Source organism: Arthrobacter sp. StoSoilB13 (assembly GCF_019977255.1).
GTDB lineage: Bacteria > Actinomycetota > Actinomycetes > Actinomycetales > Micrococcaceae > Arthrobacter.
Window position 1 is genome coordinate 883,016 of the sequence record NZ_AP024647.1, and the last position, 15,245, is coordinate 898,260.

Sequence of the window (15,245 nt, forward strand, 5' to 3'; positions counted from 1 at the left end):
GCCAATACGACTTGTTTTAGAGTGGCCAGCCCAAGCTTCCTAGTAGAAGTTTCCGCCCCATCTCTTGACTATCCCTTGTGACATGACACACACTTACTCAGGACTTTGGACTATTTACATACCATTAAGGATCTTGAGAATCGGGGGAAGCATGTCCACATTTTCGTCAGCGTCAGTCAAGGATGACAAGAGCTACAGGAAGGAAACCCTCAGGAAGAACTATTTCCGGTTTGCGACCACCGCGGCCGTAGTGGCTGCCCTTATGTCAGCCACGTCGTGCGCAACACCTCCTGCCACCAACGCTCGGCCGGCAGCCGAATGCCGCCAACTCGACGCCCAACTGCCATGGCCAGGCGAGGTCCGCGAACAATTGCAAAAGACCATCGACGCCCACAGCAGCTGCACCGGAACAGCCCGCGGAGATAAAGCTCCAGTCGCAATCTTCGACTGGGACAACACCGTGGTGAAGAACGACATCGGCTACGGCACGAACTTTTGGATGCTGCGGAACGACAAAGTGCTGCAACCAGCCAATAAGGATTGGAAGAGCACAAACCGCTACCTGACCGATGCGGCAGCGAAGGCACTGGCTGTGGCATGCGGTACAGACACTCCCGCAGGCCAACCCCTGAAGACCAGCAGCAACACGGAGTGTGCCGATGAAATCCTCGCCATCCTTGAGGACAAGACGCGTTCCGGCGAACCGGCCTTTGAGGGCTTCAATGCCCGCCACCTCATAGGCGCCTACGCCTGGGGTACGGCCCTCTCTGCCGGATATACGGAGGAGCAACTTGGCGGGTTCGCACTCGCGATGAAGCAGGAGAACCTGTTAGCACCAGAAGGCAGCATGCAGACCGTTGGAAGCCAGCAGGTGGACGGCTATATCCGGATATACCCTCAAATGAAGGACCTCATCGGTGTCCTTCAGGCACACGGCATCGAAACCTGGGCGGTTTCCGCATCGCCGGAGCCGGTGGTCAAGGCGTGGGCCGGCGAGGTTGGCATCGACGCCGGACACGTCGTAGGTGTCCGCAGCGTATACGAGGACGGCATCCAAACCTCCCACCTGAAAGGCTGCGGCGGCATACCCGACGGCGAAGATTCCGTCATGACCTACATCGAGGGAAAACGATGCTGGGCCAATCAGGTGATCTTCGGCGTCGAGGGTCCCTCAGCCTTTGAGCAACTGCCTGCCGAACGCCGCCAGATCCTGGCCGCCGGCGACTCCGGCACGGACGTAACCTTCGTTGCCGACGCCACCGAAGCCAGACTGGTGGTGAACCGGAACAACGCGGAAATCATGTGCCGCGCGTATGACAACGAGGACGGCAAGTGGCTAATCACGCCAATGTTCATCGACCCCAAACCACAGCGCAGCGAGCCGTATCCATGCAGCACCAAGGGGTACACCAACCCGGACAGCAGCAAGGGTCCCGTGCTGCGCGAGGACGGCAGCCTTATCCCGGATCAGACAGACCGTGTCCACTGAGTCAGACTGGGTCAGGCACCCCTTCTACTCCCGTGACTTAACTGGCATGCGCGGGTATTCATGAGCCGGGAGTGGCCCCTCGTTCTGAACCCTTCGTCTCCTCTCCGGATGGGCTAAGTCGTGCGGATGGTGGACGCGGTGAACAAGCGCCGCTTCAAGTACTGTCAGAGCATGGAACCAATCCGACGCTTTCCCGCTGATGCCTACGTTGCCGCACTCGAGCCTTGGGCATTTCTGGACCTAGCTGGGAAACAGCCGTTGTTCACATCACCCTTTGGGGATGTTTTCTTTCAAAGCGCCGATGGGTTCTGGTTTCTTGACGTAGTTGGCGGAGAGTTGAATCATGGCTGGTCCACAGAGCAGGAATTCTCGGAGTCCTTGAATACTCGGGCTGGCCAGGATCAGTACCTCATGATCGGACTGGCGAAAGCTGCTGACGAAGCGGGGTTGAAGCCAGGTGCCTCCGAGGTTTACGGGTTCGAAATCCCGCCGGTTCTCGGCGGTGCGACCGAACTGAGCAACGTTGGAGTGAGCGACTTTGTCGTTGCCCTCAACCTCACGGGTCAAATTCACAGCCAGGTTCGAGACCTTCCACCGGGAACACCGATTAGCGGCATTTCACTGACTTAACGGCGGATCTCCGCTCGGGCGGCAATGTATTGCGCGTAGGCGGCGGCTGAGTCTGTGGCGTGGCGTTCGATGGTTGTGGGGGAGTAGCCGAGGGTTTCGGCGATGATGGCCACTGGTGCGAGTTTGGTGAGTTCGTGAGTGTTTCCAGGCGTGCGGCGCGGGTGCTGAAGAGTTTTGCTGAGGCGGGTTGCGAGGTGCCCTGGGTTGATGTGGCGTCCGGGTAATGCTCCGCGGAATACCCACTTGGTGTTGGGGTGCGCGGCAGTCAGTTCGTGGCCCGGGTTTGCGACGAGCTCCCGCCATGCATGTTCCACTGGAAGCAGATCTGGCTCGGAATATCACCGAAGGTCCGTTCACAGAACTCGCCCCAGCCATAGCCAGAATGCGTCAGGAATGAACAGAACATCGCCACGGCGTTGCTGTACGAGCGCAACGTTTTCAGGCTGATCGGCTTGTCGCCCGAGCGCAGATCTCCTAGGAATTCTTTGATGTCGGCGGGGCGCCATTGCCACGGAAATTCACCCGTAAAGCGCTGAAAACGCTCCAGCAGCTGGCAGCGCTTCTTGATGGTCTCTGTCGTGAGGCCGCGTGCCAGCATCTGCGCCCGCCAGCCGTCGAGCATGGCCGTGAAAACCCGCTCATCAGCCCTGAAAGGCCCAATGTCCGGATCCAGCCAAATGCCTCCTCACCTGCGGAACATCGGATTCGTTAACGGACGGGAGTTCTCGCAGCTACTTCCACTCCCGTTGTTTTAACGCCGATAATCTACATTATGTAAAGTAAACGTCGATTACAGCACTTGTGCCCGTTTCATTCCTGCCTGAACTTCCACCAACTCGGCCAACACCCCTGCGCAACGCAGGCAATCGTCCAGGTGCCGGCGAACTTTGTCCTGGGCGGCCTGGCGCACGGCATTTCGGACGTATTTACCGAAGTAGCGTGAAAAGTCCGTGCAGGGGTCCGCAGCTGATTCCTGCACGTGTTTTTGGAGGTACGCCTGCCGGAGACCCTCCCGTGCACGGATGAGCAATGACGACACAGCGTTTGGAGTCAGGTCCATGGCTTGTGCCGCTGCAGCCGGCTTCGTGTCTTCAACGTCCACGTGCCAAAGTACGGTCTGCCAGCGGGATGGAAGGGAACGGAAAGCCAGCATAAGGATCGTATTCTCGAAGTCTTTGAGAACAGGATCATCATCAGCAACCACGACCTGACCCGCAACGCCTCTCACCGTCGTCGCTGCCCGTCCGACCTGCAGATTTCGGCGGTGCGACATTCGCCGAACGGTGGTCAACAGATAAGCCCTGAATGAGTCCACGGGTCCCCTGCCCGCCAGCAGGGATTCCAGGATCGATGCAAACGCCTCGGAGACCACGTCGTCGGCATCCATTGGATTATCCGATTCAGCCCGGGCAACATGGGTGGCAATCCCTTGGTAACGGCGGAAAAGTTCCTCGTAGGATCCAGAGTCGCCCCCACGCACGGCAGCGAGCAGGATTGTGTCACTCTCCCCCGCCGCCAACGGGTGTTGGCCCGCTCCCCTCCCCCGGTGACTTTGTGCAGGATTGGGAAGCACTTGTACTCGCTGAGCCGTCGACGAAGATTGGACGCGGCCGAACGGCCGGACGGGAGCAAGCATGGCTGCCTTCCGAAGTGCTTGAGCAATGACGCCTAGAATCTAGGCAGCAAGTGATTGGTCACACTCAAAACGCAGACAATTTGTTGGAAGTAGACGTTCCATGCAGGATTTCGACTTTGATGAACGGGACCTCAAACTCCTGCACGCCCTTCAAATCCGTCCCCGGGCACCATGGACGACCTTGGCACCCGGGGTGGGTGCCGATGCAGTCACCTTGGCCCGACGCTGGAATTTTCTTTCTGCGGAAGGGCTGGCATGGGTAGCGACCTACCGTGGCATCGGTTCCAATGTCGCTTTTGCCCTGGTGGAAATCGAGTGCGCACCTGCCGACATGTCAGGCGTGACCGAAGAGCTTGACGCCGATCCGGACGTGCTCTCGATGGATCACACCGCAGGTGGCAGGGACATGGTCATCACGGTCGTGAGCCGCGATGAAGCTTCCCTCGCACGATTCGTTTTGGACCGCTTGCCAGCCATCAAAGGAATCCGCAGTACAAGAACGCATCCGGTCATCAATCTCCTGGCGGATGCGCGGAGTTGGCGGTTGCGCTCCCTGCAGGACCACGAGGTAAAACTCATAGAGCGCGAAGCACCTCAACCACGTGCGGCCGCGAAGGGCGCATCGGCAGATCTGGAAGAGCGGCTTTTTTGGATCCTTCGCGCTGATGGTCGAGCCTCGATAACTGAAATATCCCAAAAGTTGGGAATCAGCCCCCCGCGCGCGAAGAGCGCTTTGGATGCGGCCCCTGGCCCAGGACCGGCTGGTGGTTCGTCTGGAAATCGCCCGTTCATTGTCCCCTTGGCCGGTCAACGTTTGGTATTTCCTCCGCGTACCAGCCACGCAGACGGAGGCAGTGGCGGGCCGGTTGGTGGGTCTCGGAGAAGTGCGTCTGGTAGCCACCACAGGCGGGCTGTATTCGATTGTGATGTCCGTCTGGCTGCGCCGTCTCGATGACATGACCATTCTCGAGCGGCAACTGGGTGAAAAGTTGCCCATGGTGGAAATCATGGACCGCTCGGTCGTACTGCGAACACCAAAGCATGTCGGCATCAGGCTGGATCCTTCCGGCCGCCGCATCATATAAGGCCTTAATGGGAATGCCTCGTCCAACGCGTGTCGGACGAGGCATTCGCTTGTATTTTGTTCCAGGCTTGGTCTGCTACTGCCCCTGTTGCTCTCCAGCAATATTGACCAACCAGGCGATGCCGAACTTGTCCACACACATCCCGAAGGTGTCGCCCCACGGTGCGCTTTCGAGCGGCATGGTAACGGTACCGCCGTCGGCGAGTTTGTCCCAGTAACCACGAAGTTCGGCTTCATCCTCGGACTGGCCGCTTAGCGACACCGAGATGTTGTTGCCCGGGTTGTAGTCCATGCTGTTCGGCGTGTCGGCAGCCATCAGCGTCAGGCCGTTGGGCGTTACCAGCATTGAGTGCATGACCTTCTCCGCTTCGGCGGGGTCTTCGCTTGCCTGATATTCGCCAAAAGTGCTGAGCGTCAGTTCGCCGCCGAAGACGGACTCGTAGAAGTTGATTGCGTCCCTGGCATTATCGCGGAACGAGATATATGGGTTGAGGCGGGTTGTCATTAGTCAGTTCTCCTCATGGTTGTAATAGGTGCGCACGTCACCGTGCGGTAATGCTAGCAGCGCCAAAGGCGCCTGTCCCCCGAACTTTCAGTCGCCGTCGTACGCCTTTTGCAGAACGTTGATGTCAAGCTTCCGCATCTTCAACATGGCTTCCATTGCCCGCTGGGAACCAGCCGGATCCGGACCATTCAACAGGCCCGGCATCCCAACAGGGACGATCTGCCACGACAAGCCAAACTTGTCCTTCAACCATCCGCATTGGCTTTCTTCTCCTCCTCCTTCCAAGAGCGCATTCCAGTAGCGGTCCACCTCGTCCTGCGAATCGCAGTTCACCACGAGGGAAACTGCCTCGTTGAAGGTGAAAGCTGGTCCCCCGTTCAGTGCCATGAACTGACGCCCTTCAATCTCAAAGTCGACCGTAAGAACGTCTCCGCCTGGACCCGGCATCGATGTCAGGATGGATGAATCATCAAATGTCGACGTGTAGAACTCCGCCGCCTCTGCCGCCCGGCCGTCAAACCACAAACAGGTGGAAATCTTCTGCATTCTGCAAGTCCTCCAGGATCGTGAGGAACCCTTGGTCCCCCGACTGAGGCTAGTCGCGTGGGTTCCACCACACAACGCCCCGCGTTGACTCATAAAAAACCTCCGCGAAGGGGCATACGTTGCCTCATAAATAAGCCTCCGGCTGGTGCGGGGTTGCCGGGCGGGTGCGTGCGGGTTACGCAGGGTGGATGGGTTTGACGATGGCGGAGCGCAAGGCCGTGACGAAGCAGCTGGCAAGGTCCTATCGGGCCGGTGACCGGATCCGGAAGGGCAGGATTCTGGACGAGGTCGTTGAACTGACAGGCTGGCACCGGGACTACGCCCGGGCGGTGCTGCGGCACGCCCTCGATCCGCCGAGGCCGCGACCCGTTCGCCCCGGACGGGCGCCCGTGTACGGGGCGGATCTGCAGCAGGCGCTGGTGCTCTGCTGGGCGGTGCTGCGGGCTCCGGCGGGAAGGCTGCTGGCCGCGGAATTGCCCGAGCTTGTTCCGCTGCTGCGGGCAGAGGAGGCGCTGCAGGTCACTGATGCTCAGGCGGCCCTGTTGGCACGGATGAGCGCGGCGACGATCGACAGGCGCCTGGCCGGGGAGCGGGCCAAGCTGCTGCCGCGCGGGCGCTCCCATACGAAGCCGGGATCGTTGCTGAAGTCGCAGATTCCGATCCGCACCTGGGCTCAGTGGGATGACGCTGTGCCCGGGTTCGTGGAGATTGATCTGGTCAGCCACGAGGGAGCCAACAGCTCGGGGCAGTTCTGCTTCACGCTGACTGTCACGGACATCGCCACCGGCTGGACGGTCAACCGGTCCGTGCCGAACAGGGCGCAGAAGCACGTGTTCGCGGCCCTGCAGCATGCCATATCCGTGTTCCCATTCCCGGTGATCGGCATCGACTCGGACAACGGGGGCGAATTCATCAACAACCAGCTCTTCGACTTCTGCCAGGACCAGCGGATCACCTTCACCCGTTCGCGTCCGTACAACAAGAACGACGGGGCCCACGTGGAGCAGAAGAACTGGTCCAGGGTCCGCGAGCTGGTCGGCTACCTGCGCTACGACACGCCTGCGGAGCTGGAACTGCTCAATCAGATCTGGGAACTGGACCGGATCTTCACCAACTATCTGCTGCCCCAGCAAAAACTCGTATCCAAGGTCCGAGTGGGAGCCAAGGTCAGCAAGAGACATGACGCCCCGGCCACTGCGCACCGGCGCACGGCCGCTGCTCCCAATGTCTCACCAATGGCCCTGATCCGCATGAATACCGAATACCAAAAAGTCAGACCCGCCGCCCTGTCCCGCCAAATCCTGTCCCTCACCCGCAGGCTTGAAACACTCTCCACCGCAAAGCAGCCGGCACCGCTCAAACCACCCGTCAACGAGGACTGGAACCGCCGACCCAACCGGAGGTTTTCCAATGACGCAACGTATGCCCCTTCCCGGAGGTATTGACGTGAGGCAACAGGCGCCCGACGGCGGTTGTCGCCGGATGCGTGATGCGCACCAGCCAGCGCGGCCGGCAGATCAAGCACGAGTTAGTCTCCTGCCGTCCTGATCCGGCTGACCAGGCCTACAGTATTGGCCTCGCTGTCCTCGATGAAGGCCATCCACTCCTCTGAATCGGCCGGTCCGAGGAGGTCATCCTCATGGGTGAAGATGATGTGCGGCTCCGAAATGATCTTCACACCCCTGTTCCTCATTGCCGCCACCGTGCCATGCAGGTCTCCGACCTCGAAATAGAGCAGGGATGATGGCGCTCCCTTCTCCAGCAGAAGCCGCACGCCACCCACGTCAAAGAAGAGGAGCCCGGCAGGGTCGTACAAGGCCTTGGGATCGGCGCCCAGCAGTGCAGCGTAGAAGGCCGCCGCCCGCTTCAGGTCCTCGGCGTGCTGGGCGACTTGAACGAATCGCATGATCTCCTCCAGTAAGTGGGGTGCGTCCTTGTTCCTGTCAGTCATCGTGGACGCAGCAGAAACCAAGCGCAAGAGAGAACCTGCGGCCCGTCAACTTCGCGCCAGCACTTCCACCCGGATAATGTCAGAACATGCCGTCATCGCCCAGATCCTGGTTCCCTGCTGCCGCCGCCGACCTCGTATTGATTCTTGTCTTCGCCGCAATAGGGCCGGGATGCCCATGCCCGGGGCGACATCATCACGGGCGCCTTTGTCACAGCCTGGCCCTTCCTCGCCGGTGCCGGCGTTGCCTGGCTGGTCGCAAGGGTGTGGCGTGCGCCCTATGCCCTCTGGCCTTCCGGCGTTTCTGTCTGGATCGGTGCCGCAGTGATCGGCATGCTGCTCAGGGCGGTAACCGGCCAAACGGTGGTGTTGCCCTTTGTCATCGTGGCACTTATCAGCCTGGGTGTTTTCCTGCTCGGCTACCGCGCCATTCTCGCGCTAATTCTGCGTGCGTCACGAAAGCGCCGCTCCAAGGCCTGAAAAGGTTCCCCGCTTCTCCCATGTACTAGGCTGAAGTGCGTCCGCAATGAAGCTTTTCCGGAAAGGCCCCACGTGATCACCGCTTTCGTCCTGATCAAGACCGACGCTTCGCGAATTCCGGAAACTGCCGAGCAGATTTCGGCCATCCAGGGCATCAGTGAGGTCTATTCCGTCACTGGAGAATGGGACCTCATCGCTGTAGCCAGAGTGTCCAAGCATGAAGACCTCGCGGACGTCATTGCCGACCGCCTGTCGAAGGTGGATTCAGTGGTCCACACCACTACGCACATAGCGTTCCGGGCGTACTCGCAGCACGATCTCGACGCCGCCTTTGCCTTGGGATTCGAATAGGGCCAAGGACCCCTGGACTAGCCCTTGGAGCCCTGGCTAAGGGCGATCCACTTTGCCAGAACCCCGGCAGCCTGACCCGAATCCACGGATTCCGCTGCCCGTGCGAAGGCTCTCCGCATCCGGTCCAAAAGGTCGCCTTCGGCGTTTAGATCAACGGACACCAAGCCAGCGGCGGCATTCAAGAGGACAGCATCACGCACAGGACCTGTCTTGCCGTCAAGGACCTCACGCACAACCACTGCATTTGCAGCGGCGTCCCCGCCCCGCAAATCGGCCACGGTGGACGGTTCGATACCGAGCTCGGCGGGTGAGAAGACCTGTTCAGTGACAGTTCCGTTCCTGATTTCCCAAACAGTTGATGGTCCCGTGGGCGTCAATTCATCCAGCCCATCGTCACCGCGGAACACGAGGCCACGGCTGCCGCGACGGGCAAGGACACCCGCTACCAGAGGAGCCATCCGGGCGTTGGCGACGCCGACTGCCGAAGCCTGGACATGAGCAGGATTGGTCATGGGGCCGAGAAAATTGAAGGCCGTGGGTACTGCCAGCTCCCGCCGGGGTACCGCAGTATGACGGAACGAGGGATGGAAAACCTGCGCAAAGCAGAATGTGATTCCCGCCTCCTCCGCATTCCGGGCAACCTGCCCAATGGAAAGGTCCAGGCGGACACCCAGGGCTTCCAATACATCAGCAGAGCCGGACGTAGACGACGCCGCCCGGTTTCCGTGCTTGACGACTTTCGCGCCCGCACCGGCCGCAACAAGGGCTGCCATGGTTGAGATGTTGACGGTATTGAGCCTGTCCCCGCCCGTGCCCACGATGTCCAGCTTTTCACCGGAGATCTGTATCGGGTTGGCATTCTGGAGCATCGCCTCCACAAGACCGGCCAGTTCTTCCACTGTTTCGCCCTTGGCGCGAAGGGCAACCAGGAAACCCGCGATCTGGGCAGGAGTTGCTTCGCCGGCCATGATCGTGTTCATGGCCCACTCAGTGTTGCCCACTGAAAGGTCGTCGCCGTTGATCAGTGCTGAGATGAGCCCTGGCCAGGTATTGCTGGCTGCAGGTGCCGATGCCGGAGAAGTCACCCCCTGATGCTATCGACCGGGCTACGCCGATGACCAATGTGAACCTGACCGGGAACTTTTCCGCGCGATTTCGCGTCTTTGTAGAAAAAGTCTCCCGAATCGGTGGTTTGCATTGGGAACTCTGGACTTTTACAGACATAATGTCCTTGTGACATCTGCGACCCATGCCCCCAGTACCCCGGCGCACCCGACGCTGAACCGCCCCAATCTGGTTTCTGTTGGAACCGTTGTTTGGCTGTCCAGTGAGTTGATGTTCTTCGCCGGTCTCTTTGCCATGTACTTCACCCTGCGTTCCACATCGGGACTGATGTGGGCCGAGGAGTCGGCCAAGCTCAACTTCCCGTTTGCGCTCGTCAACACGATCGTCCTCGTGGCCAGTTCCTTTACTTGCCAGATGGGCGTCTTCGCCGCTGAGCGGCTTGAACCGCGCCGCACCGGCGGACGCCTGCAGTTCACCCGCTGGGGCATGAGCGAATGGTTCGTTCTCACCTTCATCATGGGTGCCTTCTTCGTGGCCGGACAGACAACGGAGTACGCCATGCTCGTCTCCGAGCACGTTTCCCTGTCATCCAATGCCTACGGTTCCGCCTTCTACATGACCACAGGCTTCCACGGCCTGCACGTCATCGGCGGTTTGATCGCGTTCCTGTTCATTATTGGCCGCGCGTTTGCCGCCAAGAAGTTTGGGCACTTTGAAGCGACATCAGCGATCGTCACCTCGTACTACTGGCACTTCGTTGACGTCGTCTGGATTGGCCTCTTCCTGGTCATCTACGTCCTGAAGTAGCCCGGCTTTGACTCTTTTTCTACAAGAGGCAGAATTTCAAGAAGCGGCTCGCGGAGCCGACGCAGGATCGAATAAAGGAACCACCACGTGAAGGCACTCTCGCAGAAGCGACGTCACCCACTGGCAGCCATTGCGCTGCTGCTGATGGGCCTCCTCCTCACTGGTGGGCTGTACGCCGTTGCCACATCTGTCAACCAGGCCAAGGCCGACACCACCAGCTACAGCGCCAGTGACGTAGAACAAGGCGGCAAATTGTTTGCTGCCAACTGCGCCACCTGCCACGGCATGGGTGCAAGCGGAACCAAGGACGGCCCCTCGCTGGTCGGCGTGGGTGCCGCAGCAGTTGACTTCCAGGTTGGCACCGGCCGTATGCCCATGCAGATGAACGGCCCCCAGGCGCAGAAGAAGCCCGTCCAGTTCAACGAGGAGCAGACCAGCCAACTGGCCGCTTACGTTGCATCGCTCGGCGCAGGCCCTGCGATTCCGGAAGAGCACCTCCTTGACGAAAAGGGAGATGCAGCCAATGGTGGCGAGCTCTTCCGAGTCAACTGCGCCATGTGCCATAACGCTGCAGCAGCCGGTGGCGCCCTGACGCGCGGCAAGTTCGCTCCGGCGCTGGCCGATGTCACTGGAAAGCACATCTACGAAGCCATGGCCACAGGCCCGCAGAACATGCCTGTGTTCAACGACTCGAACGTCTCCCCCGAAGGTAAGCGCGACATCATCACCTTCCTCAAGACCATCGAAGCCAACGGCTCGCCGGGCGGTGCCGATCTCGGCTCCCTTGGCCCCGTATCAGAGGGTCTCTTCGTCTGGATTGCCGGCTTGGGCGTCATCATCGCCTTCACCATCTGGCTGACGTCACGCACGTCATAGTCCGGACGAGACAACAAACTTCTGCTGCATGGTCAGCAGTTTCGAACTGAAAATTAACTCGGCTCAGGGCCGAGACAACGAGAGAAGGATGAGGCGAATTATGGGCAACCATAGTGACGGCAGTCCGAACCACTCGGGCACCGTAGCTACGGCTGGTCAGAATGAGGTGGAGAAGTTCCAGGATCCTGGACTTCCTCCGCATCGTTTGCGCCTGGCTGACACGGACCCGGTAGCCGCAAAGCGAGCCGAACGTCAGGTAGCCATTTTGTTTGGCACCTCCGTCATTGGCACGCTGATCTTCCTGGTGGCGTACTTCGCCATCGATCTGGGCGACGATTCGACGATTGCAAACATCCGTACCCAGAACCTGCTCCTGGGCCTGGGTACGGCGTTCGCAATGCTCGGCATCGGCACTGGTATCGTGCACTGGGCCAAGGCCCTGATGCCCGATCACGAAGTGTCGGAGGAGCGCCACGCTATCCGTCATGAGGAAGATCGCCAGGCTGCAGTGCGTATCGTCGACGACATCGTCGAGGAAACCGGCATTAAGCGCCGCCCGCTGATCCGCAACACCCTTCTTGGTGCCGTTGCCCTTGCTCCGCTCCCTGCCCTCGCCATTTTCGGCGACTTGGGACCGCGTCCGGATGACAAGCTCGCACACACCATGTGGGCTCCTGAAGGTGGCAAGCTCAAGCGACTTACCCGCGACCCCGATGGCACTCCCATCAAGGCTTCGGATGTCACCATCGGTTCGGCCTTCCACGTCATTCCCGAGGGCCTCAACGAACTTCACGAGGGCAAGCTGAACGAAAAGGCCAAGGCCGTCGTTCTGCTGATGCGTTTGGATCCGAACTCGCTGAACCCTTCCGAGGGCCGCGAGGACTGGAGCTACAACGGCATTGTTGCTTACTCCAAGATCTGCACGCACGTTGGTTGCCCCGTTGCTCTTTACGAGCAGCAGACCCACCACCTGCTGTGCCCGTGCCACCAGTCCACATTCGACCTCACGCAGGAATGCAAGGTCATCTTTGGACCGGCCAGCCGTCCGCTCCCCCAGCTGCCCATCGCAGTTGACGCAGAAGGCTACCTCGTCGCTACCAGCGACTTCAAAGAACCTGTAGGACCGAGTTACTGGGAGCGTGACGAGCATGAGCGCCTCATCAACAGCTGAAGCCCCCTTCGTAGCGAAGACCAAAGTTGGCCGTTTCACTGATTTCGTGGACGAGCGTGTAGGTGGCTCCGGCATCCTGCGCGAGTTCGGCCGCAAGGTCTTCCCGGACCACTGGTCGTTCATGTTCGGTGAGGTGGCGCTGTACTCCTTCGTCATCCTGCTGATGTCGGGTACGTTCCTGACCTTCTTCTTCGACCCCTCGATGGCTGAAACCCATTACCAGGGTTCCTACACGCCGTTGTACAACGTCGAAATGTCGGTGGCCTACAGCTCATCGCTGAACATCTCCTTCGATGTCCGCGGTGGCCTCTTCATGCGTCAGGTGCACCACTGGGCGGCACTGCTGTTCGTGGCTTCCCTTGGTGTCCACATGCTGCGTGTGTTCTTTACTGGCGCGTTCCGCAAGCCCCGTGAAATGAACTGGGTAGTGGGCGGCGTCCTGCTGATTCTGGCCATGGCTGCCGGCTTCACTGGCTACTCCCTCCCCGATGACCTCCTTTCCGGCAACGGCCTGCGCATCATCGATGGCGTGATCAAGTCCATTCCGGTCATTGGTACCTACATCTCGTTCTTCCTCTTCGGTGGAGAATTCCCGGGCACAGCGATCATTGGTCGTCTGTATGTGCTTCACATCCTTCTGGTCCCGGCATTGATTCTGCTGATGATCGTGATTCACCTGTTCATGGTTGTCGTTCACAAGCACACTCAGTACCCCGGCCCCGGGACGCAACGACGGCAACGTCGTCGGCTACCCCCTCGGCCCGGTTTACGCAGCAAAGGCCGGCGGGTTCTTCTTCATCGTCTTCGGTGTGCTGGCCCTAATGGCAGCTGCCTTTACGATCAACCCGATCTGGAACTACGGTCCCTACGACCCCTCACCGGTTTCCGCAGGTACCCAGCCTGACTGGTACATCGGATTCGTTGATGGTGCACTTCGCCTCATGCCTGGTGTCGTCAACAACTTCCACTTTGAGTACATCGTCTTCGGACACACGCTGACCCTGAACGTCCTGCTTCCGGCACTCGTGCCTGCCGGCATCATCTTCACCGTGCTGTTCATGTACCCGTGGATCGAACGCTGGGTCACCAAGGACAACCGCGAGCACCACGTCCTTGACCGTCCCCGCAACGCACCTACCCGTACCGCGATCGGTGTTGCCGGTTTCACCTGGTACTGCGTCATGTGGGCTGCGGCAGGTTCGGACCTCATCGCAACGCATTTCCACGTATCCCTGAACGATGTCACGTACTGGCTGCGCACACTGTTCTTTATCGGCCCGGTTCTTGCTTTCATCGTGACCAAGCGAATCGCACTGGCACTGCAGCGCAAGGACCGCGAGATCGCCCTCCACGGGCGTGAGACCGGCCGCATCGTACGGCTACCCCACGGTGAGTTCATCGAAGTACACGCTCCCCTGGACGAGTACAAGCGCTACAAGCTCGTTGGATTCGAATCTCCGGTTCCGTTGCCGGCGACGCCGAACGAGCACGGTGTCGTAACCCGCAAGGAAAAGCGCCGTGCAGCGCTTTCCAAGTGGTTCTTCGAAGACCGTGTTGCTCCGGCAACTCCGGCGGAACTCGAAGCAGCCCACGCGCATGGCCACCACGAGGCCATCGAAGCTGGCGAGGACCAGAAGAGCCTCAGCCACTAGTTACGGCTTGAAAACAGGGAAGGGCACGATCCATAAGGATCGTGCCCTTCCCTGTTGTTTTTGCAGTGTGTGATGGACCCGATACGGACCGCTCCCGGCTCTATTGGGTTCGGTAACCGGAGGAGTAGTTGCGTGTGGGCCGGACCCCTGGCCGCTGCAGCGGAATCCAAAGCTTGTAGCGGTCGGCCCGGTAGTAGGAAACGGAGTAGTCCACCATTGCCCGGGCCACGAAGGCATGGCGCTGGATCTTTAACAGGGGTGAGCCCACGTCCACGTTCAACAACCTCGCCGTTGAAGGGGATGCCGCCGTGGCCTCAATCATGTCCTCGCCCCATTCCATGACGAGGCCGTAGCGTTCGCTGAGCACGTTGTAGAGCGAAGTGGGGGGCGCCTCATCCAACAGCCCCGGGACGCGGTGTGCCGGAATGAAGTTCTCGTCGACGCTCATGGGTTCGTTGTCGGCCAACAGCAACCGCCGGAAACGGACCAACGGCGTGCCTTCCTCAAGCTGAAGCTCCCGCGCCAGAAAAGCACTGGCGGCAATCTGTTCAAAGCTCAACACCTTTGCAGCCGGAACCATCCCTCGTCGTTGCATCTCCTCGCTGTATGAGGTCAGCTTCACCTGGAGATCGAGTTTGGGCTTCTTAACGAACGTACCGAGTCCCACCACCCGCTCAATGACTTCCTCACCCACCAAGGCATCAATGGCTTGCCGTACGGTCATCCTCGCAAGACCGAATCGTAGGGAAAGGTCCCGCTCAGACGGCAGCGACGAGCCTGGCGGACATGACTGGGCTATGAAACTCCTGAGTATCTCCCGGAGCTGGATGTAAATGGGGGTGCTGCTGGTCCGGTCAATTTCACCGGCGATACTCGTGGCTTCAGGCATGACGAGCTCCCAACATCAAATAGGTCATGCCTTAAGGGTAGATCAGCCAGGGCACAGGTCTAGACCAGCCGCACTGAGCGATATGGAGAGCTGGCCCGCGGGCGGCTACGCTTGTA

The 15,245-nt window shown here is 59.8% G+C and carries 16 protein-coding genes and 3 pseudogenes; 11 read left to right on the forward strand and 8 right to left on the reverse strand.

The features are described 5' to 3' along the window. The first annotated feature begins 151 nt into the window (after positions 1 to 151). Together LDP01_RS04150 and LDP01_RS04155 are read left to right on the forward strand one after the other, a co-directional pair. A complete protein-coding gene (locus LDP01_RS04150) occupies positions 152 to 1,489 on the forward strand; it encodes an HAD family hydrolase (RefSeq protein ID WP_224090420.1) in 1,338 nt (445 codons plus the stop codon). 138 nt (positions 1,490 to 1,627) lie between these two features. After that, the gene (locus LDP01_RS04155) at positions 1,628 to 2,119 is read left to right on the forward strand and encodes a T6SS immunity protein Tdi1 domain-containing protein (protein ID WP_224090422.1); all 492 of its coding nucleotides are present in this window, start codon (positions 1,628 to 1,630) and stop codon (positions 2,117 to 2,119) included. Here the strand turns inward: LDP01_RS04155 and LDP01_RS04160 are convergent. From LDP01_RS04160 to LDP01_RS04170, 3 genes are all read right to left on the reverse strand, one after another. Then, positions 2,116 to 2,433 carry a hypothetical protein gene (locus LDP01_RS04160; RefSeq protein WP_224090424.1) on the reverse strand — a complete coding sequence of 106 codons (318 nt, stop codon included), beginning with the start codon at positions 2,431 to 2,433 and terminating at the stop codon, positions 2,116 to 2,118. The genes LDP01_RS04155 and LDP01_RS04160 overlap by 4 nt on opposite strands. Next, complete coding sequence (locus LDP01_RS04165) at positions 2,385 to 2,741, reverse strand: site-specific integrase (RefSeq protein WP_224090426.1); 357 nt, start codon at positions 2,739 to 2,741, stop codon at positions 2,385 to 2,387. The genes LDP01_RS04160 and LDP01_RS04165 overlap by 49 nt, the downstream gene beginning before the upstream one ends. 168 nt (positions 2,742 to 2,909) lie before the next feature. Continuing rightward, complete coding sequence (locus LDP01_RS04170; protein ID WP_224090432.1) at positions 2,910 to 3,755, reverse strand: RNA polymerase sigma factor; 846 nt, start codon at positions 3,753 to 3,755, stop codon at positions 2,910 to 2,912. 100 nt (positions 3,756 to 3,855) lie between these two features. On the opposite strand from LDP01_RS04170, the pseudogene LDP01_RS23925 reads away from it, so the two are divergent. Both LDP01_RS23925 and LDP01_RS04180 read left to right on the forward strand, forming a co-directional pair. Next, positions 3,856 to 4,479 (forward strand): annotated as a pseudogene (locus LDP01_RS23925) (Lrp/AsnC family transcriptional regulator); the annotation flags it as partial. Between the two features lie 13 nt (positions 4,480 to 4,492). Next, on the forward strand, positions 4,493 to 4,840 hold the full coding sequence (locus LDP01_RS04180; protein WP_224091209.1) for a hypothetical protein: 348 nt from the start codon (positions 4,493 to 4,495) through the stop codon (positions 4,838 to 4,840). A 75-nt stretch (positions 4,841 to 4,915) separates the two neighbouring features. On the opposite strand, the gene LDP01_RS04185 is transcribed toward LDP01_RS04180, so the two are convergent. Continuing rightward, on the reverse strand, positions 4,916 to 5,344 hold the full coding sequence (locus LDP01_RS04185) for a VOC family protein (RefSeq protein WP_224090433.1): 429 nt from the start codon (positions 5,342 to 5,344) through the stop codon (positions 4,916 to 4,918). Positions 5,345 to 5,431: 87 nt separating this feature from the next. Then, positions 5,432 to 5,890, reverse strand: a complete 459-nt coding sequence (locus tag LDP01_RS04190; protein WP_224090437.1) for a VOC family protein — start codon at positions 5,888 to 5,890, stop codon at positions 5,432 to 5,434. Between the two features lie 188 nt (positions 5,891 to 6,078). On the opposite strand from LDP01_RS04190, the gene LDP01_RS04195 reads away from it, so the two are divergent. After that, the gene (locus LDP01_RS04195; protein ID WP_224090438.1) at positions 6,079 to 7,335 is read left to right on the forward strand and encodes an integrase catalytic domain-containing protein; all 1,257 of its coding nucleotides are present in this window, start codon (positions 6,079 to 6,081) and stop codon (positions 7,333 to 7,335) included. 83 nt (positions 7,336 to 7,418) lie between these two features. Here LDP01_RS04195 and LDP01_RS04200 read toward each other — a convergent pair whose 3' ends face one another. Beyond that, positions 7,419 to 7,796 (reverse strand): VOC family protein, encoded by a 378-nt coding sequence (locus LDP01_RS04200; protein WP_224091022.1) that lies wholly within the window; start codon positions 7,794 to 7,796, stop codon positions 7,419 to 7,421. A gap of 131 nt (positions 7,797 to 7,927) precedes the next feature. On the opposite strand from LDP01_RS04200, the pseudogene LDP01_RS04205 reads away from it, so the two are divergent. Together LDP01_RS04205 and LDP01_RS04210 are read left to right on the forward strand one after the other, a co-directional pair. Beyond that, positions 7,928 to 8,318 (forward strand): annotated as a pseudogene (locus LDP01_RS04205) (DUF3054 family protein). Positions 8,319 to 8,390: 72 nt separating this feature from the next. Then, a complete protein-coding gene (locus tag LDP01_RS04210; RefSeq protein ID WP_223932953.1) occupies positions 8,391 to 8,669 on the forward strand; it encodes an Lrp/AsnC family transcriptional regulator in 279 nt (92 codons plus the stop codon). Positions 8,670 to 8,686: 17 nt separating this feature from the next. Here the strand turns inward: LDP01_RS04210 and trpD are convergent, their stop codons facing one another. Continuing rightward, positions 8,687 to 9,754: an anthranilate phosphoribosyltransferase gene (gene trpD, locus LDP01_RS04215; RefSeq protein ID WP_224090443.1), complete on the reverse strand. Its 1,068-nt coding sequence runs from the start codon at positions 9,752 to 9,754 to the stop codon at positions 8,687 to 8,689. 148 nt (positions 9,755 to 9,902) lie between these two features. Between trpD and ctaE the strand changes: the two genes are divergently transcribed. From ctaE to qcrB, 4 genes and pseudogenes are all read left to right on the forward strand, one after another. After that, positions 9,903 to 10,541: an aa3-type cytochrome oxidase subunit III gene (gene ctaE / locus LDP01_RS04220; protein ID WP_309929666.1), complete on the forward strand. Its 639-nt coding sequence runs from the start codon at positions 9,903 to 9,905 to the stop codon at positions 10,539 to 10,541. Between the two features lie 87 nt (positions 10,542 to 10,628). Then, positions 10,629 to 11,417 (forward strand): cytochrome bc1 complex diheme cytochrome c subunit, encoded by a 789-nt coding sequence (gene qcrC, locus LDP01_RS04225; RefSeq protein WP_224090444.1) that lies wholly within the window; start codon positions 10,629 to 10,631, stop codon positions 11,415 to 11,417. A gap of 100 nt (positions 11,418 to 11,517) precedes the next feature. Further along, positions 11,518 to 12,588 (forward strand): cytochrome bc1 complex Rieske iron-sulfur subunit, encoded by a 1,071-nt coding sequence (gene qcrA, locus LDP01_RS04230; RefSeq protein ID WP_224090445.1) that lies wholly within the window; start codon positions 11,518 to 11,520, stop codon positions 12,586 to 12,588. Further along, a pseudogene (qcrB, locus tag LDP01_RS04235) lies at positions 12,566 to 14,240 on the forward strand (cytochrome bc1 complex cytochrome b subunit). Before qcrA ends, qcrB begins: the two are co-directional and overlap by 23 nt. 100 nt (positions 14,241 to 14,340) lie before the next feature. Here the strand turns inward: qcrB and LDP01_RS04240 are convergent. Continuing rightward, a complete protein-coding gene (locus LDP01_RS04240; RefSeq protein WP_224090447.1) occupies positions 14,341 to 15,129 on the reverse strand; it encodes a GntR family transcriptional regulator in 789 nt (262 codons plus the stop codon). Between the last annotated feature and the right edge of the window lie 116 nt (positions 15,130 to 15,245).

Coding starts and splice junctions, on each gene's coding strand:
- LDP01_RS04185 (WP_224090433.1), bottom strand. CDS start 5,344: ATGACAACCCGCCTCAACCCATATATCTCGTTCCGCGATAATGCCAGG.
- LDP01_RS04240 (WP_224090447.1), bottom strand. CDS start 15,129: ATGCCTGAAGCCACGAGTATCGCCGGTGAAATTGACCGGACCAGCAGC.
- LDP01_RS04165 (WP_224090426.1), bottom strand. CDS start 2,741: ATGCTCGACGGCTGGCGGGCGCAGATGCTGGCACGCGGCCTCACGACA.
- LDP01_RS04180 (WP_224091209.1), top strand. CDS start 4,493: ATGCGGCCCCTGGCCCAGGACCGGCTGGTGGTTCGTCTGGAAATCGCC.
- LDP01_RS04195 (WP_224090438.1), top strand. CDS start 6,079: ATGGGTTTGACGATGGCGGAGCGCAAGGCCGTGACGAAGCAGCTGGCA.
- LDP01_RS04170 (WP_224090432.1), bottom strand. CDS start 3,755: ATGCTTGCTCCCGTCCGGCCGTTCGGCCGCGTCCAATCTTCGTCGACG.
- LDP01_RS04150 (WP_224090420.1), top strand. CDS start 152: ATGTCCACATTTTCGTCAGCGTCAGTCAAGGATGACAAGAGCTACAGG.
- LDP01_RS04200 (WP_224091022.1), bottom strand. CDS start 7,796: ATGCGATTCGTTCAAGTCGCCCAGCACGCCGAGGACCTGAAGCGGGCG.
- qcrA (WP_224090445.1), top strand. CDS start 11,518: ATGGGCAACCATAGTGACGGCAGTCCGAACCACTCGGGCACCGTAGCT.
- LDP01_RS04190 (WP_224090437.1), bottom strand. CDS start 5,890: ATGCAGAAGATTTCCACCTGTTTGTGGTTTGACGGCCGGGCGGCAGAG.